Source organism: Haloarcula sp. CBA1122 (assembly GCF_009741785.1).
Classification (GTDB): domain Archaea; phylum Halobacteriota; class Halobacteria; order Halobacteriales; family Haloarculaceae; genus Haloarcula; species Haloarcula hispanica.
The window spans coordinates 1-21238 of record NZ_WPCB01000035.1; the positions used below are offsets into that span (position 1 = coordinate 1).

At 63.7% G+C, this 21238-nt stretch carries 19 protein-coding genes and 1 pseudogene; 6 read left to right on the forward strand and 14 right to left on the reverse strand.

The window, feature by feature from the left end; genetic code table 11:
* The 4 genes from GJ630_RS13540 to GJ630_RS13555 all read right to left on the reverse strand — a co-directional run.
* Positions 1-818, reverse strand: an 818-nt coding sequence (locus GJ630_RS13540) for an NAD(P)/FAD-dependent oxidoreductase (protein WP_191450048.1), incomplete at its 3' end; no start/stop codon positions are given.
* 69 nt (positions 819-887) lie between these two features.
* Positions 888-1862 (reverse strand): phosphomevalonate decarboxylase MvaD, encoded by a 975-nt coding sequence (gene mvaD / locus GJ630_RS13545; protein WP_191450049.1) that lies wholly within the window; start codon positions 1860-1862, stop codon positions 888-890.
* Positions 1863-1949: 87 nt separating this feature from the next.
* Positions 1950-2486: a cob(I)yrinic acid a,c-diamide adenosyltransferase gene (locus GJ630_RS13550; protein WP_014040811.1), complete on the reverse strand. Its 537-nt coding sequence runs from the start codon at positions 2484-2486 to the stop codon at positions 1950-1952.
* A gap of 100 nt (positions 2487-2586) precedes the next feature.
* Complete coding sequence (locus tag GJ630_RS13555) at positions 2587-3198, reverse strand: peptide-methionine (S)-S-oxide reductase (RefSeq protein WP_371727601.1); 612 nt, start codon at positions 3196-3198, stop codon at positions 2587-2589.
* 147 nt (positions 3199-3345) lie between these two features.
* Between GJ630_RS13555 and GJ630_RS19625 the strand changes: the two genes are divergently transcribed.
* The 3 genes from GJ630_RS19625 (at position 3346) to GJ630_RS13565 (ending at position 4195) form a co-directional block, all read left to right on the forward strand.
* Positions 3346-3516, forward strand: coding sequence for a hypothetical protein (locus tag GJ630_RS19625; protein WP_004591646.1), 171 nt, complete (start codon positions 3346-3348; stop codon positions 3514-3516).
* Between the two features lie 68 nt (positions 3517-3584).
* Positions 3585-3788: a hypothetical protein gene (locus GJ630_RS13560; protein WP_014040813.1), complete on the forward strand. Its 204-nt coding sequence runs from the start codon at positions 3585-3587 to the stop codon at positions 3786-3788.
* 38 nt (positions 3789-3826) lie between these two features.
* Entirely contained in the window at positions 3827-4195 is a 369-nt protein-coding gene (locus GJ630_RS13565; RefSeq protein WP_014040814.1) for a response regulator, read from the forward strand.
* On the opposite strand, the gene GJ630_RS13570 is transcribed toward GJ630_RS13565, so the two are convergent.
* The 6 genes from GJ630_RS13570 to GJ630_RS13595 form a co-directional block, all read right to left on the reverse strand.
* Entirely contained in the window at positions 4192-7290 is a 3099-nt protein-coding gene (locus GJ630_RS13570; RefSeq protein WP_191450051.1) for a PAS domain S-box protein, read from the reverse strand. The genes GJ630_RS13565 and GJ630_RS13570 overlap by 4 nt on opposite strands.
* A gap of 76 nt (positions 7291-7366) precedes the next feature.
* Positions 7367-8788, reverse strand: coding sequence for an aminomethyl-transferring glycine dehydrogenase subunit GcvPB (gcvPB, locus tag GJ630_RS13575; protein WP_058990826.1), 1422 nt, complete (start codon positions 8786-8788; stop codon positions 7367-7369).
* Between the two features lie 82 nt (positions 8789-8870).
* The gene (gene gcvPA, locus GJ630_RS13580) at positions 8871-10214 is read right to left on the reverse strand and encodes an aminomethyl-transferring glycine dehydrogenase subunit GcvPA (RefSeq protein WP_050036783.1); all 1344 of its coding nucleotides are present in this window, start codon (positions 10212-10214) and stop codon (positions 8871-8873) included.
* A 106-nt stretch (positions 10215-10320) separates the two neighbouring features.
* The gene (gene gcvH / locus GJ630_RS13585; protein WP_014040818.1) at positions 10321-10698 is read right to left on the reverse strand and encodes a glycine cleavage system protein GcvH; all 378 of its coding nucleotides are present in this window, start codon (positions 10696-10698) and stop codon (positions 10321-10323) included.
* Positions 10695-11786: a glycine cleavage system aminomethyltransferase GcvT gene (gene gcvT, locus GJ630_RS13590; RefSeq protein ID WP_064287621.1), complete on the reverse strand. Its 1092-nt coding sequence runs from the start codon at positions 11784-11786 to the stop codon at positions 10695-10697. Before gcvT ends, gcvH begins: the two co-directional genes overlap by 4 nt.
* A gap of 226 nt (positions 11787-12012) precedes the next feature.
* On the reverse strand, positions 12013-13812 hold the full coding sequence (locus GJ630_RS13595) for a PAS domain-containing sensor histidine kinase (RefSeq protein WP_151103583.1): 1800 nt from the start codon (positions 13810-13812) through the stop codon (positions 12013-12015).
* 163 nt (positions 13813-13975) lie between these two features.
* Here GJ630_RS13595 and GJ630_RS13600 point away from each other — a divergent pair, with 163 nt between their 5' ends.
* On the forward strand, positions 13976-14422 hold the full coding sequence (locus GJ630_RS13600) for an NYN domain-containing protein (RefSeq protein ID WP_014040821.1): 447 nt from the start codon (positions 13976-13978) through the stop codon (positions 14420-14422).
* 53 nt (positions 14423-14475) lie between these two features.
* On the forward strand, positions 14476-15321 hold the full coding sequence (locus tag GJ630_RS13605) for a TatD family hydrolase (protein ID WP_191450052.1): 846 nt from the start codon (positions 14476-14478) through the stop codon (positions 15319-15321).
* A 6-nt stretch (positions 15322-15327) separates the two neighbouring features.
* On the opposite strand, the gene pstB is transcribed toward GJ630_RS13605, so the two are convergent.
* From pstB to GJ630_RS13625, 4 genes and pseudogenes are all read right to left on the reverse strand, one after another.
* Positions 15328-16227 carry a phosphate ABC transporter ATP-binding protein PstB gene (pstB, locus tag GJ630_RS13610; RefSeq protein ID WP_050036787.1) on the reverse strand — a complete coding sequence of 300 codons (900 nt, stop codon included), beginning with the start codon at positions 16225-16227 and terminating at the stop codon, positions 15328-15330.
* A 3-nt stretch (positions 16228-16230) separates the two neighbouring features.
* Positions 16231-17931 (reverse strand): phosphate ABC transporter permease PstA, encoded by a 1701-nt coding sequence (pstA, locus tag GJ630_RS13615; RefSeq protein ID WP_014040824.1) that lies wholly within the window; start codon positions 17929-17931, stop codon positions 16231-16233.
* Between the two features lie 19 nt (positions 17932-17950).
* On the reverse strand, positions 17951-18883 hold the full coding sequence (gene pstC / locus GJ630_RS13620; protein ID WP_044951933.1) for a phosphate ABC transporter permease subunit PstC: 933 nt from the start codon (positions 18881-18883) through the stop codon (positions 17951-17953).
* A gap of 51 nt (positions 18884-18934) precedes the next feature.
* Positions 18935-19929, reverse strand: a pseudogene (locus GJ630_RS13625) (phosphate ABC transporter substrate-binding protein PstS family protein).
* A 308-nt stretch (positions 19930-20237) separates the two neighbouring features.
* On the opposite strand from GJ630_RS13625, the gene GJ630_RS13630 reads away from it, so the two are divergent.
* A complete protein-coding gene (locus GJ630_RS13630; RefSeq protein WP_014040827.1) occupies positions 20238-21236 on the forward strand; it encodes a phosphate uptake regulator PhoU in 999 nt (332 codons plus the stop codon).
* Positions 21237-21238 lie beyond the last annotated feature (2 nt).

Sequence of the window (21238 nt, forward strand, 5' to 3'; positions counted from 1 at the left end):
GCCTCGCCGTCGCGGTCGACGACTCGGGCGGCGTCGCCGACGGCGAACGTCGACTCGCCGAGTCGGAGGTCCGCCCGGACGACGGGGCGGTCGGCGTCGAGTGCCGGCGACCCCTCGATACCGCCGGTCCAGACGAACTGGTCCATCGCCAGGTCCGAGCCGTCTTCGAGCGCGATGGTGTCAGCATCGGCCCCAGCCACGCCCGTTCCGGTCTTGACTGTCACACCAGCGTCGACCAGCGCGTCGTGGACCGCCGACTGGAACGACGCCGGGAACGACGGTGCGACGGCGTCTTCCTGTTCGAGCAGGAGGACCTCGCTGTCGCTGTCCGAGGCCATTTCGGCCAGTTCGCCGGCTACCTGCACGCCAGACAGGCCAGCGCCGCCGACGACCACCCGGTCGCCGTCACCGAGTTCGAGGAACCGCTCGCGGATATCGTGGGCGTCGGCAAGGCGCTTCAGCGGCGTCGCGTGCTCGCGTACGCCCGGAAGATCGTAGAAGGCCGTTCGTGCACCGAGACACACCGCGCCCACGTCGTAGGACAGCGTCTCAGCACCGTCCAGCGTCGCCGTCCCTTCGTCGGGCGATACGTCCGTGACCGCTGCCTGTCGGACCTCGCAGTCGAGGACGGCGTCGAGGTCGACAGTGATCTCGTCGGCCAGCGACGGCCGGCGGACGACCCGGTGGAGTTCGTGCTGGACGAGGTGTTCGGGCTCCTCGTCGACGACGACAAGCGAGACGCTATCGGGGAGAGTCTGTTCGAGCTTTCTGGCGAGCGTGAGCCCGGCGTATCCGGCTCCGAGAACGGCGACGCGCATTGTGTTCTCCGGTTAGGACGGCGTCGGGTTAACCCTGTGCTCGGGAGCGACGATTCGATCAGTGCCGGTTCAGAACAGCGCCTTGTCCTCGTCGAGAATCTGTGCGGGGCCGCCAACATCCCAGACGCGGGTGTCGACGCCGCAGTCGGCGACCGTCTCTTCGACGCGGCCGACGTACTCCTCAGTCGTATTGATGTAGACGCTCGCGCCGGTGTCGACGGAAAAGTACACCGGCACGTCCTCGGTGTTCCGGAGCTCCCGGACGGCGTTGAAAATCTCGATGGTGCGAGGCTGCCAGTACACCCAGCCGGCGGGACCGGTCATCGTCGCGGCGGCCAGCGACAGCGAGTCCTTCTCGGCGAGGTCGAAGACGGCGTCGAAATCGCCGTCGTACAGCGCGTCGCGCATGTCCGAGATCTGGCCGTGGATGTGGGCCATCCGCGACTCGAACATGTGGCTCTCGGCAGCCTCCTTGTGGGCTTCCTCGGTTTCCTTGTAGGATGGGACCATCCCGGCGACGATCCGCAGGTCGTCTTCGAGGTCCGTCTCAATGCGCTCGCTCCGACAGTCCTTGTCATTCATGCCGGTCCGCAGGTGGGAGAACGCGCCCGTCACCGCGCGAGCGGCCGAGGAGGAGCCGCGCCGGGCGACGGTCGATATTTCCGGTCGTGTCATGTCAAGGCCCGCCGCCTCAACGAGGGCCATTGCCGCGGCGGCAAAGCCCGACGAGGAGGAGCCAAAGCCGATGTTCGTCGGGAAGTTGTTCGCCGACTCGAAGCGGACGCCGTGGTCGATGTCCGCGAGGTCGCGGACGTGGTCCACGACGGCGTCGATACGCTCGGCCCCGCGGCCGGTGACCTCCTCGCCGTCGATGACGTACACGTCCTCCTCGCGGTTCGGGTCGAAGGCGGCCGTCGTCTTCGAGTGGCTCGGTGCGGTACAGACGGAGATGCTGTCGTGGTACGGCAGTCGCAGTTCCTCGTCTCGCATCCCGTGGTACTTGACCAGCCCCTGAATCGGATGTGCCTTCGCGGTCGCTTTCATACCTCACCCTTCCGGGCCGGTCACTTTGCTATTGCGAACCGCCGTCGCCGACGCGGTACTGACGGCGGCCGCGCGGGAGGTGTCGTCTCAGTACTCGGGGTTCTCCTCGCGGATGCCCTCCCGCTTGTTGACGAGGCGGGCGAGCGTGAACAGGGCGTCCGAGAGCCGGTTCAGGTAGATGATAGCCGTCTCGTTGACACCGGCCTCCTCGGCAGCAAAGGAGACGCAGCGGCGCTCTGCGCGCCGACAGACCGCGCGGGCGTGGTGGAGCTTCGCCCCCGGCTCCGATCCGGAGGGAAGGATGAACGATTCGAGCGGGTCAAGCTCCGAATCGGCCTCGTCGATGAGGTCTTCGAGCGTCTCGACGTGGGACTCCTGTATCCGTGGGTCGTCCTCGTCGGGGTCGGGGTTGGCGAAGTCGGCCTGAACGATGTGGAGGTGGTTCTGGATGACGCGGAGCTTTTCGTCGATGTCATCGTGGCCGGTCGGCCTGACGACGCCGACCAGTGCGTTCACTTCGTCGACGGTGCCGTACGCCTCGATGCGGCGGCTGTCCTTCGACACCCGCTCCATGTTCCGGAGATCAGTCTGGCCCTGGTCGCCGCGGCCGGTGTAGATAGTCATAGCTGGATCTGGCACTGCCAGCGTCTTATAGCCGTGGGCGAATCGTTGGGGCGCGCGGGCGGCCGAGCCCCGTGGCGACTGTGAACCGCTAGCTCCGTGTTCAGAGCCGGCGGCGGACCTCTGAGAGCGCAGCCGGTGAGATATCCAGTTCGGCAAACAGCGCCTCGCGCTCGGCGTCGTCCCCGTGGCCGGCAACGAAGCCGTTGAGCCGGGCGGCGACCGTCGAATCGACGAACGCATCGCCGTAGATATCTTCAAGTTCATCGGCGACCACTGGCGTCGAGCGGAGTTCGTACTTCTGGTGGTAGTCTTCCGCCAGGTAGAACTGGTCGAGGGTTTCGATGGCCGTCTCGACTGACCTACCCGTCCGCGATTCGAGTTCCTCGCGCGTCCGCTTGGCGGTTTCACGCTGCTGATCGTTATGAGCCAGCACCACGCCGCGGTACTGGCGTTTCCGAGGGGCGGAAAACGGCGTATGGTTCGCCCAGAACACGGCAAGCAGGTCCTCGTAGCGCACCGCCTCGGGGTCGTACTCGACCTGGACGACCTCGGTGTGGTCGCCCAGCGAGTAGTAACTGGGGTCCAGGTCGGTGCCGCCGGCGTAGCGACTCGTGTCCTGACCACGCCCGGTGTCGCGCCGAAGCGGGCGTCTGGCCCCCAGAAACAGCCCATGCCGAACGTCGCCGTCTCGGTCGCCGACGGCGGCAGCGATTCAGCGTCGACGGCCAGTTCGGTCGGATGAGTCGGCTCGTACGCACTCGGAATCATACTGGGATACAGGGGTTCGAGCGGTTTGCCCCCTTCGACGCCCCGAGTGGAACCGGGAAATTCAACTGTACCCCCGCGGAAACAACTGGATATGGGCCTCGAACTCGAACACTACTGTCCTGAATGCGAAGAGTACCGCGACTTCTGGAAGGTCGCGAGCACGACGATGCACCTGGGGACCAAGATCAAGTGGCACTGCCCGGAGTGTGACTACGGGTTCGTCCGCATCGACGGCGAAGTCGACACCGGCCAGGCGGCATAGCTCTCCGGAGCGGTATAGAGACCTCTTAGCAGCCGTTTTACACCGTCCCTGAGAGGTATCCATTACCGATGAGTCTCGACCCGGACGGTGCGGGAAACGCGACCGCCGAGCGAACGCAGGCCCCGCACGACCTGTCGATGACCGTGGTTGAGTACACCGGCGAACCGGACCGCTGTACCGTGTCACCGCGGGGGCTCTCCGGCATTGCCAAGCTATCGACGTGGATTACCGTGGACAAGGACATCGTCGTCAACCTGGATGCGATGCGGTGACCGAGAGTTTTTACCGGGGAACCACGGACCTAGAACCGATGAGTATCGAGGTCCTACTGGTAGACGAGGACGTAGACGTTCTGGACATCGTCGGGACGTTTCTGGGACAGGAAGACGAGTTCGAGATCACGACGGAAGCCGACCCAGAGGCGGCACTGGACCTGGCAACTGACGGCGATTTCGACGCCGTCGTCAGTGACTACAAGATGCCCCGGCTCGACGGGATGGAGCTATGTGCCGCGCTCCGGGAGAACGACGTCGACATCCCGTTCCTGCTGTTTACGGCCCGCGAGTACGACGACGTCGCAGATGCTGCCGCGGAACATGGCGTCACTGCCGTGGTTCAGAAGGGGACGGGCACGGAGCAGTACAGCGTGCTCGCCGACCGGATCCGCGACGCCATCTAAGTATCCAACCGAGGCAGTTCTAGCGTGACGACTGTCCCGCCGTCCCGACCGCTAGCGAAGTCGACGGTGCCGCCGTAGGTTTCGGTCACCCAGACGACCAGCCACAGGCCGAGGCCGGTCCCGTGACGGAGTTGTGTAATCGGTTCGTCGCCGGTCACGACGTCGAGTTCGTGCTGTGGAATCCCCGGGCCGTCGTCGGCGACAGTGATTGAGACGGTTCGCTGGTCGGCCGTCACGTCGACGCTAATCGACGGGTCGTCGCCGGCGTGTTCGAGGCTGTTTTCGAGGAGTTCACCGAGGATTCGATGGAGCCGCCCATCACCCGCCGTAACCGACACATCCGGGAGGTCTGTTTTGATTTCACCGGCATACTCGTCGTGATACGAGGATACGGTATCCGTAACGGTTGCGGGCACGTTGACCGGGGCCGCGCCGTACTGGTCGCGGCGAACGGAACGCTCCATGTCGCGCGCCCGCTCACTCAGCGACGCCATCTCCTCCGCCTTTCGCTGAAGTCTGTGGAGAATGGCTCGCTGGTCCTCGTCGTCGATTCGCTCGTCCAGCGCGTCAGCCATCCCGAGGACGACAGTCAGGTCGTTCCGGAGGTTGTGCCGAAGGACGCGGTTGAGCAGTTTCAGCCGGCGTTCGCGCTCGCGCTGCTCAGTGATGTCGGTGTAGATACCGAACCCGCGGACGCTGTCGCCGTCCCGGCTGTACGGCACGCCCCGGAAGAGGAAGTCACGGAACCCCGTCTCGGTCATCAGTCGGAGTTCGGTCTGGAAGGGGTCGCCGTTCGCCCGTCGGTCGTCGAACTGGGGCAGTTCGTCGTGTGCAGTGTCCGGTGGTCGGAGGAGGTCGGAGAGTGGGCTGTCGACGGCTGTGTCCTCGCCGTACCCGAACACGTCGGAGAACGCGGGGTTGACCGACCTGACGACCGACTCGTCCGCGACCGTCTCCGTTTCGATGACGGCGTCTGGGAGCGTGTTAAATAGGTACGAGAACCGGTCACGCTCGTCTTTCAGCTCTGCCCGCGCCTGCTTGAGTTCGGTCAGGTCCCGGACGACGCCGACAGTGCCGCGGAACTGGTCCGCGTCGAGCAGCGAGACCTCGATTTCGGCCGGACGCGTCCCTCCGCTGGCCGTTTCCAGTGCCGCTTCGAGCTGGACCGCCCCGGTTCCGCCCGCGCGGCAGAGGTCGCCGATACGACAGGCGAACTCGTCGATAGTGTCCTGGTCGAGAACAACGCGCGGATGCTGGCCCAGAAGCGTCGCCCGCTCGTAGCCGAGCCACTCCGCGAGCGGTTCGGTGACCAGCTGGAACCGACCCTCGTCGTCGAGGACGTACATCATGTCACGGACGTTCTCGAACACTGACTCGTACCGTAACAGGCTTCGCTCACGCTCGACGCGGTCGAACGCGGCGGCTGCATTGGACGCGAGAATCTTGCCGACGGAGACGTCCGACTCGGTGAACTCGTGGCCCTGTCGCGCACCGATGCTCACGACTCCGTGGTCCCCCATCGGGAGGTACATCACCGCTGTCAGCACGTCGGAGTCGTAGTTGTCGATCCGCTCGAACTCGTCAACGATCAGCGGCTCGTCGCGCTGGAACGCGTCGCCGGGGAACCCTTCGTCGGCGTCGTACACCGGTCGTTCCGGGACCTTGTCGCTGGCTGCGACCGGTCGGAGTGTGTCCGCCTCCTCGTCGTACAGCCTGACGAGCGAGTGGTCGAACCCGAGATCCGACTCAGTCGCCTCGATGACTGTTTCGGCGACCTCCTGGGGTGTCTTGGCCTGCATGAGCGACCGAGTCGTATCAAGCAGTCCGGACAGCGCCTCGTCGCGCCGTTTCTGTTCCGTGATATCCCGGATGACGCCCGCGGTCCCGGCGAATCGCTCGTCGTCGTCGTACAGCAGCGTCATGTGGTCCTGGGCGGGGAATGAGTTCCCCGACGCCTGCTGGATCTCCAGTTCGAACGATTCCTCGTCGTCGCGGTCCCCGAATATCATCTCCTGAACGATTGATTCGGCGCGCTCGACGACGGCGTCGTTCTTGATGAACCCGGTGTAGGCGCCGAGCAGCTCCGACTCGGAGTAGCCAGTGAGGTCGGTCATTGCTTGGTTGACGAACTCGAAATACCCCTCTGAGTCGAGCGCATAGACGCCGTCGTCGACCGCTTCGATGATGTTCTCGTATCGTTCGAGTTCGTCCTCGCGGCGGCGGCGTTCGAGTTCGCGGTTCATCCATTCGGTCAGCAGTTCGAGAAACGCCTGCTCCGAGTCCGAAAACGGCTCCGGACGCGGGTCGCTGTCGGCGAAACACAGCGTCCCGTAGGTCGTCCCGTTGACGCTGAGTTCGCTCCCGATATAGCAGGACATCCCGGTTTTCTGGGCGATTGGTGGACCGCCCGCCACGTCGGTAGCGTCGGCGACCTCGTACATCTCGCCGGTCTCGATGACCCGATCACAGTAGGTATCTTCGACCGGGGTCGTGGCCCCGGGCTCGAAGCGGGGGTGATCGCCGACCATTACCGCGATCTCGTGTGTCCCGTCCGCGATCCGGTTCAGAAAGCCAAGTGACACGCCGAGCCGCTGGCATCCGATTTCGAGGACTCGTTCGACCGTTTCGGTCTCCGTGAGCCCGTCTTCCGTTGCGAGCTGTGCTAGCTTCCGAAGCGCCGCGTTGTTCGTCCGTAGCTCGTGCTTGCGCTCGATGGGATCGGCTGGACTGTCGGCGCTCGTGTCGGTCCCTGTCAGGATGTCGCCGACCCGTGTCGCCAGGTCCACATCGCTCCGCGGGACGTACTCAGTAACGGCCAACTGCGTCGCACGGGCGGCGACCTCGCCGTCCGGTTCGGCCGTACAGAGAACGATCGGGAGGGCGTCGTATTGCTCGCGTATCGCCGCCAGCACGTCCAGACCCGTTTCGTCCCCCGGGAGCTCTTGCTCGCAGATGACGGCGGCGTAGTCGCGGTCGGCCAGCTCCGACAGCGCGTCTGCCGCGCTGGTGACTGGCGTAACTGCAACCGATGCGTCAGGTGTGGCTGTGTCCGCGTCGGCAAGACCCACGTACAACAGGTGCGGCGTATCGGACATAGCGTTGCGTTGTAACTGCTATACAACGGGGTGGCATATACGCTCGGGCGGGAGTATCAATTGTCGAAACGAGCAGCTACGTGTCGTCAAGCGCTTGCCAGGAGAGCCGCGGGTTTCGGGCCGCAGTCGCCTGGTCGATGCGTTTCGCCGCCGGACGCGACGGCGCGTCGGCCAGTTCGGCGTCGGAGTCGCCGGCCACGGCGTTGAACGCGGCCGCGAGCTGGTCCAGCGAGCGTTTGGTTTCGCTCTCCGTGGGCTCGGTCATCAGCGCCTCGTCGACGATTTCGGGCCACTTCGTCGTCGGCGGGTGGACGCCGTAATCGAGCATCCGCTTGGCCGCGTCGGCGGCGTCCTGCTCGCCCGCGCTGGCGACGAACTCGTGGTGGAACGGGCCAAATGGCACCTCGTACTCTATCTGCTCAGCGAGGTAGTTCGCGTTCAGCACGGCCTTCGCGCTGGCGTCTCGGAGGCCTTCGTCGCCCAATCTGGCGATGTACGCAAAGGTCTTGAGCAATACCGGCCAGTTACCGTAGAAGCCGTGGACCTTCCCGATGGAGTTGTCCGGCTCGTAGTGTTCGTAGTTGCCGCCGCGCTCTCTGACGTGTGGGTTCGGGAGGAACTGGGCCAGTTCCTCGCGGACGCCGACCGGGCCGGCCCCGGGACCGCCGCCACCGTGGGGCGTCGCGAACGTCTTGTGGACGTTGTAGTGCATCACGTCGAAGCCCATGTCGCCGGGGCGAGCGCGCCCGAGCAGGGCGTTGAGGTTCGCGCCGTCGTAGTACAGCAGGCCGCCGGCGTCGTGGACGATGTCGGCGATGTGCTCGATGTCGCGCTCGAACAGCCCCAGCGTGTTGGGGTTCGTGAGCATCAGCGCGGCGGTGTCGTCGCCGACAGCCGCCTCCAGCGCTTCGATGTCGACCCGGCCGTCGTCGCCGCTCGGGAGCTCGACGACCTCGTAGCCGGCCATCGCCGCCGTCGCGAAGTTCGTGCCGTGGGCCGAGTCCGGGATGACGACCTCCGTGCGCTCGTCGTCGTTATGCTGGTGGTAGGCTTTCGCTATCTGTATCCCGGTGAACTCGCCAGCCGCGCCGGCCGGGGGCTGTAGCGTCACCGCGTCCATCCCGCCGATGCGGCCGAGGTAGTCCTGCAGGCGGTGACACAGCGCCAGCGTCCCCTGGACCGTCGAATCGGGCCGGTCCGGGTGGATGGCGGCGTCCGCCCGTGCAGCCACGTCCTCGGTGAAGGAGGGGTTGTACTTCATCGTACACGAGCCGAGCGGGAACGGCCCGCTCTCGACGCCGTAGTTCATCTGCGAGAGGCGCGTATAGTGCCGGGCCAGTTCAGGCTCGGCCGGGTCCGGCAGGGAGAGCGAGTCCCGCGTCAGGTCGTCGGGCAGCGGCGAGTCTTCGGTGTCGACCGTCTCGCTGGCTTTCTCCGAGAGCAGCGGCTCGTACCGGTCGTCGCTGTCGTCGGTCCAGCGCGCCTGGTCGTATTTCACGCGAGACACCCCCGTGTCGAGCGTGACGCTCGTGGGACGCGGTTTGTCTCACGGTGTTTCGCCGAGTAGCGCGAGGCGAGTGTCACTTCGCCACCTCCCGGAACGCCGCCACGAACTCGTCTGTGGCGTCAGCAGTGGTCTCGGTCGCACACACCTGCACTAAGTGGTCGTCGACCGCGTGGACCGCGAAGCCCTCGCTCGCGAGGTCGGCCACGATTGCGCTGGCCGGCTGGTCCGTGCGGGCGAGGAACTCCCGGAAGTGGTGGCGGCCGTGAATCGGGGCTTTCACGCCGACGATGTCGTCGAGGCGGTCAGATAGGTCACGAGCGCGGGTCACACAGTCCTCGGCGAGGTCGACCAGTCCGTCCGGGCCGAGCCACGCGGCGTGCATCGCAGTCCGAAGCGCGACCCACGCCTGATTCGTACAGATGTTGGAGGTGGCCCGCTCCTTGCGGATGTGTTGCTCCCGCGTCTGGAGCGTCAGCGTGTACGCGCGGCGGTCGGCGGCGTCTTCGCTGGCCCCGACCAGCCGGCCGGGGACCTGCCGCAGATACTCCTCGCGGGTGACGAACATTCCGAGGCCGAATCCGTAGGCGGTCCCGGTCCCCAGCGACGCGGCGTCGCCGACGACTACGTCGGCTCCGACATCGGCCGGGCGCTCCAGCAGGGACAGCGCGATGGGGTCCGAGCCGAGACAGAACAGCGCCTCGTGGTCGTGGGCCAGGTCGCCGACAACCCCGAGCCGTTCCTCGATAACGCCCCGGACCGTCGGCGACTCGGCGTACACCATCGCGGTGTCGTCGCCTATCTGGTCGGCCAGCGCCGCCACGTCGACGACGCCGTCGGTCATCGGGTATGACTCGACCGTGAGGGCCGGTCCTTCGGCGTAGTTCGACAGAACGGTGCGTTTGCCCTCCCGGAGGTGCTCGGGAACCAGAATCCGGTCGCCCGAGACCGAACGGACGCGCTGGGAGAGCGTCGCCGCCTCGCCCAGCGCCGTCGCGTCGTCGTACATCGAGCAGTTGGCGACGCCCAGTCCCGTGAGTTCGACCAGCATCGACTGGAACTCGAACAACGCTTGGAGAAAGCCCTGTGCGACCTCTGGCTGGTACTGCGTGTAGGAGGTCAGGAACTCCGAGCGGCCGGCGAGGTCGTCAACGACGCTCGGGACGTAGTGGTCGTAGTGGCCGCGGCCGAGAAACTCGGTGAGGTCGGCGTTGCGGCCCAGGAGGCCGGCGACTTCCCGGCGCGCCGCCCGCTCGCTCCGGGCGTCGATACCGAACTCGCCGTCGAAGGCGACGGACTCGGGAACGTCGAACAGCGATTCGAGGTCGTCGGCCCCGACTGCATCGAGCATCGCCGCGGTCTCTGCGGCCGTCTGCGGTGCGTACGGACTGCCTGTTGCGTGTGAGTCACTATCGCTCATTGGAGAACCACCCAGTAGCGCCGGGGTGACATGATATCGACAGCTAGCGACCGTGCCCACATTAGGTTACTCCTTTCACCCCCGCAGGGACCGCTGCCACCGAGGGTTACTCGATCTGGTCGCGGTACGCGTCGGGTGAAAGCAGGTCGTCGCTCTCGTCGGCTATCTCGACCTCAAGCATCCACCCGTCACCGAACGGGTCCTCGTTCAGCAGTTCCGGCTCGTCGCGGAGCCGGTCGTTGACTGCTGTGACGGTGCCGGAGACGGGGGCGTACACGTCGGACACGGCCTTGATAGACTCCACTACGCCGAAGTCCTCGCCCGCGGTCAGCTCCGCCCCTGCCTCGGGCAGTTCGACGAACACCACGTCGCCGAGTTCGTCCTGTGCGAACGCCGTGATGCCGACCTCGGCGGTGTCGCCGGAGACGCGTACCCATTCGTGTGACTCCAGATATCGCAGGTCGTCGGGAACGTCGAAGCTCATCTATCGAGGAATGGTGTGCTCCTGGTACGTGCTTTCTTCGGTTCGCCGCGGACGACGACGCGGACAGTCTCGCCCGGTTGGGCGTACGCCGTCGGGACGTAGGCGAGGGCAATCGGCGCTCCCAGCGTCGGACTCATCGTACCGCTGGTGATGTGACCGATCGGCTCTCCGTCCGGCGTCGTCACGTCGTACCCGTGACGCGGGACGCCGCGGTCGATGAGTTCGATGCCGATGAGCTTCTCTTCGGGACCGTCAGCGGCGACGCCCTCCAGTGCGTCCCGACCGACGAACTCCGTATCTAGTTTGACGGTCCAGCCGATACCGGCCTCGTAAGGCGTCCTGGGCTCGTCGACCGGGTGGAACTCCTGCCCGGAGAGCAGAAAACCCATCTCCAACCGGAGGGTGTCGCGCGCGCCGAGCCCGCAGGGCTGGCACTCAAGCGCGCCCCAGACCGCCTCGGCTTCGTCGGGCGGACAGAGGATTTCGAAGCCGCGTTCGCCCGTGTATCCCGTCCGAGCGATCAACGAGTCGACACCGGCGACAGCCCCGTCAGCCACCTCGAACCGCGACAGGGCAGCGAGCGAGACATCTGTCTCGGCTGCCAGCAGGTCCGGCGCGTCAGGCCCCTGGACGGCGATCATCGCGTACTCCTCGGTCCGGTTCGTCACCGTCGCGTCGATCCCCCGCTCGTCCCGCTCAGAGAGCCACCGTTCGGTCATTTCCCCGTCGTGCCCGGCGTTCGGGATGAACAGGAACTCGTCGGCCGCGCCTTCGGGCAATCGGTAGACGACGGTGTCGTCCAGCATAATTCCGTCCTCGTCTGTGATGGCCCCGTACTGGGCCTCGCCCGGGTCCAGCACGGTCACGTCGTTGGTGGTCAGCCGCTGTGTCAGCGTCGCCGCGTCCGGCCCGGACACGGTTATCTGTCCCATGTGTGAAACGTCGAACTTCCCGGCTTCGCTCCGGACAGCCTCATGTTCCGTGCGGATCGACTCGAACTCGACCGGCATCTCCCACCCGCCGAAATCGGTGAACGAAGCGTCGGATCGCTGGTGAACCGCAGAGAGCGGTGGTGCCCGCAGTGTCATACGCGGACCTCTCGTACCGCGTGGTCTTACCGTTTGGCCCTTGACCGCCTGTGGCCTCGCGATAAACCATATGTGGCGATATCAAATCCCGGATTGCGGTATAGTAGCCATTGAAAATCAATGCACACCTGATCGCACGACGGCAGTGCGATCAGTGTTAAATCGTTTCAATTGTTACTATAGATGGAGCGACAGAACCGGGACGGAAAATAAGCAGTCGTCTTCCTTACTCGCTTCGCGCCTGCGGAAACACGATCTTGACTGGTGTTCCGCCGTCGTCGTGGTCCTCGTCCATCGTCACGGACCCGCCGAGTCGTCGGGCAAGCCACATGACTGCCCACAGTCCGAGCCCACGGCTATGTGCCACTGGCCCTTCCGTCTCCGAAGCCAGGACATTGCGCTCCATCTCGGGTATCGCGGAGCCATCGGTATCGACGCTGACTGTCACCTGTCCCGACGGTGTCTCTTCGGCCGTAAGTTCGACAGTTGGGTCGGCCAGGTCACTGTATTCCAGAGCGTTCTCGAGGAGAATCTCCAGTATCAGGTCGATAGCCATCCTGTCACCCGAAACCTCCGCGTCAGTGGGTGCGATTTCAATGGTGACTCTGGGGTGCTGTTCTGTGAGGTCATCTTGGACATCATTGAAGACCTGCCGGAGGTGGACTGTCCCGCTTCGGAGGTCTCGATCAATGACACGGTCGAACGACCGTGCCCGCTCGGCCAGTGAGTCGAGTTCTTTCGAGGCGTTTTCGATTCTATCGATATGTCCCTTAGTGGCATCAACGGGGAGCTCAGACGAGGTGAGTTCTTCCTTGAGGAGCCTCGAATTGCCCCGTATCACGGTCAGCTTGTTTCGGATATTGTGTCGGAGGATCCGACTCATGACCATTAGCCGCTGCTCTCGCTCCTTGTCCTTCGTGATGTCGCGGACGATGCCTCGCAGTTTCGGTGTCCCGTCCCGGACAGTTTTTTCCGCACGGAGTCGGAACCAGCGCTCGGTTTCGTCCGCGGTCTGGCGGCGTGCCTCTATCTCCATCGGTTCGCCGGTTTCACAACAGGTCTTGATCGCGTCGCGAACGACCGCTCTATCGTCGGGGTGGTACTGCTCGATAGCCTCCTCAAGCGTCGGATTGTACTCTGGCGTCCCGTAGAGGCGTTTCATCCCGGTAGTTCCCTCTATCATACCCGTCTCCAGATCGAGTTCCCACCCGCCAACGTCGGCCAGGGTTTCGGTCCCGACCAGCCACTCTAGTTGCTCCCCCCTCTGTTTTAATCCCGTTACGTCGTCCAGACCAACGACGACGCGCTCAACAGTCCCGTCCTCACCCAGTATCGGCGCGGCATTGCTCGAAAGCCACCGCTCGCTCCCGTCGGCAAGTTCTATCCAGTGCTCGAACCCGAACACCGGTTCACCCGAGTCAAGCACCTGCGTGACTGGGTGTTCCGAATTGGGGATCGGTGTCCCGTCTTCGTAGTATATGTTCCACTCCGGTTGGGTGTATCGTCTCTGAGTGATTTTCTCGCGTTCGAGACCGAGCAGTTCCTCGGCGCGCTCGTTAGCTAGCGAGATTCTGCCAGATCGTTCTACGGCGACGATGCCAACCGGACTGACCTCAAACACACGCTCAATGAGGGCTTGCTTTTCTTCCCGCCGCTTACGCTGCGTGATATCTTCTGCCAGCCATAGCACGCGCCCCACGTTATCACCGCCGACCGGCGTGACACGAGCCTCGAAATATCGCTCTCCGTGGTCAAGCGATAGCTGGTACTCGATATCCTGCTGTTCACCCGTTTGTAAAACGTCCTCGATAATCGCGTGGAACTGGTCGGCCTGTGCTGTAGAGAAAATATCCCAGAGATCCGCTCCTAGCAGTGTTTCCGGATCTTTGAAAAACAATGCCCCGTTGTGGGCGTTGTGAATGACATCGACAAAGGTGCCGTCGGCGTCTATGACCAGAGCCGGATCGGAAATTATCTCACAGAGCCCGTTTAGTACGTCTTGGTCGTGAAGATGTCCTTCACTCATAGTCAAGTCCCACGCATTGTTGCTGGCTGACTGTGGACGGTGGTGCGTCCATAGTGTGAGGGGGGAATCATCCTAAGCTTTGTGTCGCACCATTCTATATAGCGGAAAAAGGTTTACCGACCGAAGCGGCACGCATAAGCGGACCGGGCAGGGAAAAGGGCGCATGGAGCTGTTTCGTCGGATATTCGGGGAGAAAGACTCGCAACAGCGCGTTGGACTGTTCGTCGACGGGCCGAACGTACTCAGGTCTGAGTTCGATGTCGACCTCGACGAGGTCCGGGACATTGCAGTCGACTACGGGCCGCTGGCGTTGACTCGCCTCTACGTCGACCAGAACGCCTCGCCGGGGTTGATTCAGGCCGCCGAGGCCCGCGGCTTCGAGGTCCGAACCACCAGCGGTGACGTCGATGTGCGACTCGCTGTCGACGCGACAGATGCCGTCGCCTCGGGACAGATCGACGTCTTGGTCGTCGCCTCGCGGGACACGGATTTCAAGCCGGCGCTGGAAGTGGCCGCACGGGAAGGGGTCAAAACGGTCGCCATCGCGCCGGGAGAGTATGGCCGCTCCGACGCGTTACGCAACGCGGCCGAAGACGCAGTGACGCTCTGAGGGCCGAACTCCGTGACGCCAACTGTTTTTTCCGCCAGTGCCATTGGCCACGTATGGACATCGACGACACGCCGGTACTGGACAACCACCTCCATCTCGATCCGGTCAACGGCCGGAACGTCGCGGCAGCCGAGGAATTCGCCTCACAGGGCGGCACACACCTGCTGGTGCTCAACAAGCCGTCCTGGCACCTCGTCGAGAAGGCGACAGCGGCGGAGACGTTCCGCGAGGTGTTCGACCTCACCGTCGAGGCCGCTGCCGCCGCGACCGAGGTACTGGACGGCCGCGCCTGGCCTGTCCTCGGGGTCCACCCGGCGCTGATTTCGAAACTCGTTGATGACGGCTACACGCCGCCGGAAGCACGGGACATCATGCAGACCGGCCTCGACGTGGCGACGGAGTACGTCGATAACGGTGACGCGCTCGCGATGAAGTCCGGGCGACCGCACTACGACGTTGACGACGCCGTCTGGGAGGCCTCCAATGCGGTGATGTGTCACGGGTTCGAACGGGCCGCCGACGTAGGTTGTGCGATACAGCTCCATACCGAAGGCGGCGAAGACTTTGAAGCAGTGGCTGGCTGGGCCGAAGACCGTGGCCTCGACCGTATGCAGGTCGTCAAACACTACTCCGGCGGGCGGCTCCGTGGCCCAGTCAAATCAGTGCTTGCGGATAAGGACGAACTGGAGATTGCGGTTGAGACGGACGAGCCGTTCCTGATGGAGACCGATTATATCGACGACCCGGACCGCCCGGGAGCGGTGCTGGGGCCGAAAACGGTGCCACGGCGTGTCCGCTGGCTGCTGGAGAACGGACACGAGGACGCAGTCAGAACGGCACACGTCGAGACGCCGAAGGCGGTGTACGGCATCGACACCGAAGCGACGTTACAGCGATAGTACAGGCTACCCGAACTTGCCAGTAATGTAGTCCTCAACGCGCTGGCTATCGGGATTCTCGAATATCTTGTCCGTGTCGTCGAACTCGACCAGCTCGCCACCGGTGAGGAAGACGGCGGTCTTGTCCGAGATACGGGCCGCCTGCTGCATGTTGTGAGTGACGATGACAACGGTGAACTCCTCGGCCAGTTCCTCGATGAGGTCCTCGATCTTCGAGGTGGCAATCGGGTCAAGCGCCGACGCCGGCTCGTCCATCAGAATGACATCCGGGTCGACGGCAATAGCGCGGGCGATGCAGAGCCGCTGTTGCTGGCCGCCCGAGAGGTCGAGCGCGCTCTTGTCTAGCTGGTCTTTGACCTCATCCCACAGTGCGGCGCGCTTGAGTGCCGTCTCGACTTTCTCGTCTATGTCCTCCGTCTGGTCCTGAATCCGGAGGCCGTAAGCGACGTTGTCGTAGATGCTCTTCGGGAAGGGGTTGGGGTGCTGGAACACCATTCCGATGCGTCGCCGCAGCGCCACCGGGTCCACGTCGGCATCGTAGACGTTTTTCCCCTCGAAGTAGAGGTCTCCCTCGACCCGCGCCGCGTCGATGAGATCGTTCATGCGGTTGATACACCGCAGGAACGTGGACTTGCCACAGCCGGAGGGTCCGATCATGGCCGTCACCTGTTTTTCCGGGATGGCCAGGTCGATACCCTGTAGTGCCTGCGTCTCGCCGTAGAACACGTTCAGGTCGCGGGACTCGATGACTGGCTTCCCCGTCTCGCCCGCGTTCGCGTCCGTTCCCTCCACGTCGATCGACTGGTCGACGAGGGGGTCGCCGGACGGGTCCGGCGACGACGCGGCTGTTTCAGTGGTCGGTGTGGGCTCGGTACTCTCGTTGCTCGTCATCTCGTTCTCTGTCATGAATTATCCTGTTCGCTGATACCGGTTCCGGATGACAATCGCTGTCGCGTTCATCACCAGCAACACTGCAAGCAGTGTAATCACGCCGGCCGCCAGCACGCCGTGGCGGAACGACGGGTCCAGTTCCGACGACCATGAGAAAATCTGGCGTGGCATCATGCTCGCCACGTCGAAGAAGCTATTCGGCGCGAGCCGGACCGACGCCGCCGCCCCGATCATCAGCAGCGGGGCCGTTTCGCCGATGGCCCGACCCAGCGCCAGTATCGTCCCGGTCAGAATGCCCGGAAGTGCTTCAGGGAGGACGACCTGCCGGATCGTCTGCCAGCGGGTCGCCCCCATTCCGTAGGAGGCCTGTCGGAACGAGTCGGGGACGGATCGAATCGCCTCCTGTGCGGAGATGATCACAATCGGGAGGATCAACAGGCCGACCGCGAGGCCGGCGACGATGACGGAGCCCTGGGGCCACTGGAGAACTCGGATGAAAAGCGCCAGTCCGAGCAGGCCGTACACGACCGACGGCACACCGGCGAGGTTCCCGATGTTGATTTCGATGAGTGTGACGAACTTGCCCATCAGCCCCTGGGAGGGTGCGTACTCCTCAAGGTAGATCGCCGCCCCGACGCCGACCGGGAACGTGGTGAGCACGATCACGATAATCATCATCACCGAGCCGACCATCGAAGGGTAGATACCGGCATCGGCGGCGGTCCGTGAGGTCGCGCTCGTCAGGAACCCCCAGTCGAGCCAGGGGTCCGGTCCGGCAAACCCGAGCGCGCCGGTGACGACGCTGCCGACGACCACGCCAAGCACGGCGGCGACCGGGAAGGCGAGGCCGCGGACGCCTTCGCCACGACGGAGCACGCCTTCCACGTAGACACCCAGCGGGAGTACGGCGAATGTGACTATGAGCAGCCACACGTCGGTCCCAATTCCCAGCAGTGGTCCGGCGACGACGCCCAGCACCGCAACTGCCGCCGTCAGCCCGACGACGGCTAGGCCGTCACGCCGCGACTCGCGTCGCTGTTCGACGAACCAGCCTGCGGCACCGGCGACTGGGAGCACGAGCGTCAGGAGTAACATGACCCAGTCCGTGGGCACGAACGGGAGCATCATGATGGCTTCTCGGAGGCTTATTACGCGATAGTACAGCCCGAAGTCGAGGCCGAGCGCCGCGGCGGCGTCGGTGACGAACCAGTTGAACCTGGTGGGTGGCAGCCCGAATACCGTGATAATCGGAGCGAGGAGCACCACGGCGAGGCGTTCGAGCGCGGCCTTCGGCCGCAGTCGGCCGTGTGCAACGATCAGGCCGCCGGCCACGACCAGCGAGATGAGGAGCGCGAACCACTCGAGTACGGAGAGCAGTTCGATGAACAGCACCGCAAACCCGCCCGTGAGCAGGAGTCCCACGACCGGGAGTCCGCTGGTGACGTAGGCGACCTCGCCGGCCGGCTCGTCGAGTCGATAGTAGTAGACGGCTAGTGCGGCCAGCGGCACCAGCACCGTCGCGGCGTAGGTCGCCAGCCACCCTGCGTCGGCCGAGAAGGGTCGGAACGCGTCGTTGGCGACGAACAGCAGGAGGAGCAGGACGGAGACGAGTCCGAACGCGGTCGCCGCGAGACAGGTCGCCTCGAAGGCACGCCCCCGAAGATGGTTGACATCGCTGTTCTCCCCGTGCCAGCCCGTTTCAGGTTCTCGTGTTGCCATCAGTTCAGTCCCCCAGTGTTCATTCGTACTCCTCCCGGTATCGCGCCGCGATTCGGTTGCTCAGCAGGTTCAACAGGAACGTGATGACGAACAGCGTCAGGCCGATAGCGAAGAGACTGGTAAAGCCCAGTTGACTGACGCTGTCGGCGCTGTTGATCTGGACCATCGCCGCCGTCATCGGCTGGTACCCCTGGAAGAGGTTCGCGAGCGGGTCCGAGAGGTTCAGCATCCGGGGCCGGCTGCCGGCCGCGACGACGACGATCATCGTCTCGCCGATGGCCCGCGACAGGGCGAGAATGAACGAGGAGAAGATGCCCGAGGCCGCAGCGGGGACGACGACGCCGGTGGTCACCTCGAACTTCGTCGCGCCCATCCCGTAGCCGGCCTGTCGTAGCGAGTCCGGGACGGAACTCATCGCGTCCTCGCTCAGGCTGGAGACCATCGGGATAATCATGATACCGACCATGATGGAAGCGCTGAGGATGTTGAACGTGTTCACCGGGAGCCCGATGGTCTGGAGGAACGGTGTCACGTACACGAGCGCGAAGATACCGTAGACGACTGTCGGGATACCAGCCAGAATTTCCAGCCCCGGTTTCAGCACCGAGCGCATCTGGTCGCTAGCGTACTCGCTGAGATAGACCGCGGCCGCGACACCCGTCGGGAGTGCGATGACGGCGGAGATCACCGTGACCAACAGCGTGCCGCTCAACAGCGGGAGTAACCCGTAGACGTTCCGACTGATGAGGAACTCCGTTCCGGTGAAGAAGTCGACCGGGTTCACCAGCGTAAAGAACGTAATCGCGTCGCGTGCGAGCAACACGACGATGCTGACGGTGACGAGAATCGACGCGGCAGCACACAGGAGCAAGACGTATCGGTACATACGCTCGCGTGCTGCACGCCCACTCGGTCTGGACGTAATATTCGGCCCGGGCGTCTCGGTACTCATTGTGTTGTCTCTCATAATGTACTCATGTGAGTAAGCCGGCTCTCGACCGTGTTAGCCGGCGATCTCGTCCAGCTTTTCGAGGTTCTCGTCGCGCTGCTCGGCGCTCGACGGCACGTACCCGATATCCTGCACTAGGTCGGTTTCGGCCTGTTCGAGGTAGAACTGAATGAACTCGTACACTTCCTCTCGCTGAAGCGCTGACTCGGCCGCGTAGATGAACAGCGGTCGGGCCAGCGGATAGGAACCGTCCTTGGCGTTTGCCAGACTCGGAGGGGTACATTCGTCGCCCTCTTCGGCCTTGACTTCGACGGCTTTCACCGCCTCGGAGTTGGAGTTGTAGTAGGCGAAGCGAAATACCCCATCCCACCCTCGTTGTCACGGATCCCTTTGACGATAGTCTCGTCCTCTTCGGTCGGCTGGTACTCGGTTGTGTGTTCGGTGTCCTCGCCGACAACGTTCTCGTTGAAGTAGTCGAACGTCCCGGACGTCGACGCCGGGCCGTAGCGTTCGATCTCCATATCGGGCCACTCGTCGCGCACGTCCGACCAGTTCGTGACGCCCGCTTCGTCGCTCCAGATCTGGCGAAGTTCGTCGAAGGTCATGCAGTCGACCCAGTCAGCGTCGTTGTTGACCGCGACAGTCAACGCGTCACCCGCGATCTCGAACTCGACAGGCTCGACGTCGTTGCCCGAACACTGCTCTATCTCGGCGTCGCTGATAGGGCGGGAAGCCCCGTTGATATCGGAGTCGCCGGGACAGAACCAGTTCTCGAAGCCGCCGCCGCTCCCCGTGGAGTCGACGGTGACGTTGACGTTCCCGTGTTCTTCCATGAACTCCTCGGCCATCGCGTCGGAGATGGGGAACACGGTACTGCTGCCCTTGATAATGACCTGCCCCGAGAGGCCGTCAGAACCGCTGTCAGTGGAGCCGCCGTCGTTGCCACGGCTCGTGTTCTGCGTACAACCGGCCAGTGCCAGCGCCCCAATCGCACCAGAACTTGTTAAAAATCGGCGACGTGAGAGACCACTGCTCGGTGAATCTGTCATCACCTGATGGAAGTTAGAGAGCGGATAAGTACCCTACTATTAGCCCTATATCTGGATATAAACACTATATACTACTATATATTTTGATGGCGTTGCTATCTCGCGCGCCTAAAGCGGGGTAACGGGCGTCTAAGCCCGATAGCGGCCCAGTTAGAGAACAACTCGTTGATCCTGATATTGACACCATACTACACGGGGTAGCGCCCGCAGCGTGTGTCGTTATTTCATGACAGCACAGGTCAGAGTTTCGATCAGTAATATATAGTCACAGCATATTTTATAAATCTGCAGCGCGTATTCGTAGTACTATGGAGACGCGCAAAGTACAGCTGACGGGCGGGTCCACGTACACTGTCTCACTACCGAAGGAGTGGGCGACTGAGAATGGTGTCGAGAGCGGCAGTATCGTCGAGTTTTACGCCGAAGACGACCTGCTACTGGTCTCGCCACAGCACGGCGACGACCACGTCGAGGGAACGCTAGACGTGACCGGCCTCGAAAACAGGCACGAACTCACGCGGGCAGTGATGACGATGTACGTCAGCGGCTTCGACATCATCCGACTGGAGGCCGCTCGCATAACGGCCGAGCAGCGACGCATCATCCGCGATGCGACACAGGGACTGGTCGGCCTCGAGATGATAGAGGAGACGGCTGACCGAGTCGTCCTGCAGGACCTGCTGGATTCGTCGGAGCTCTCCGTTCTCAACGCCATCACGCGTATGCGGCTGGTTTCGTTGACGATGCTCTCAGACGCCGTCAAGGCGCTCATCGAGGACGACAACGACCTCGCCGAAGACGTTATACAACGCGATGACGACGTGGACCGCCTCTGGTACATGGTCTCGCGCGTGTTCCGAACCGTCCTTCGCAATCCGACGGCTGCCAACGAAATCGGCTTCCCGCGTGAGACAGTGTTCGACTATCAGTCCAGCGCCCGTCAGCTAGAGCGCATTGCTGACCACGCGACCAAAATCGCCAGCCTCTCCCAGGAAATCGGCGAAATCACCGGCGAAACTGCCGACCTTCTCGATCAGTTGGAAACCGAGGCCATCGCCGTCCCCGAAACCGCGATGGATGCGCTGTTGGCTGACGACAACGACGAGGCTGTCGAGTTGGCAAACGAGGCCCGTGCTCGCATCCCCGAAGTCGACGAAACCGCCCGCGAGGTCGACGGGAAAGTCAGGGAGCTAGACCCACAGAGCGCACAGCTACTTGGCCGCGTGGTCGACTCGCTGTCCCGAACCGCCGACTACGGCGGCAACATCGCCGAAAGCGCGCTCCAGAAGGCCGCTCCCCGGCCATAGCT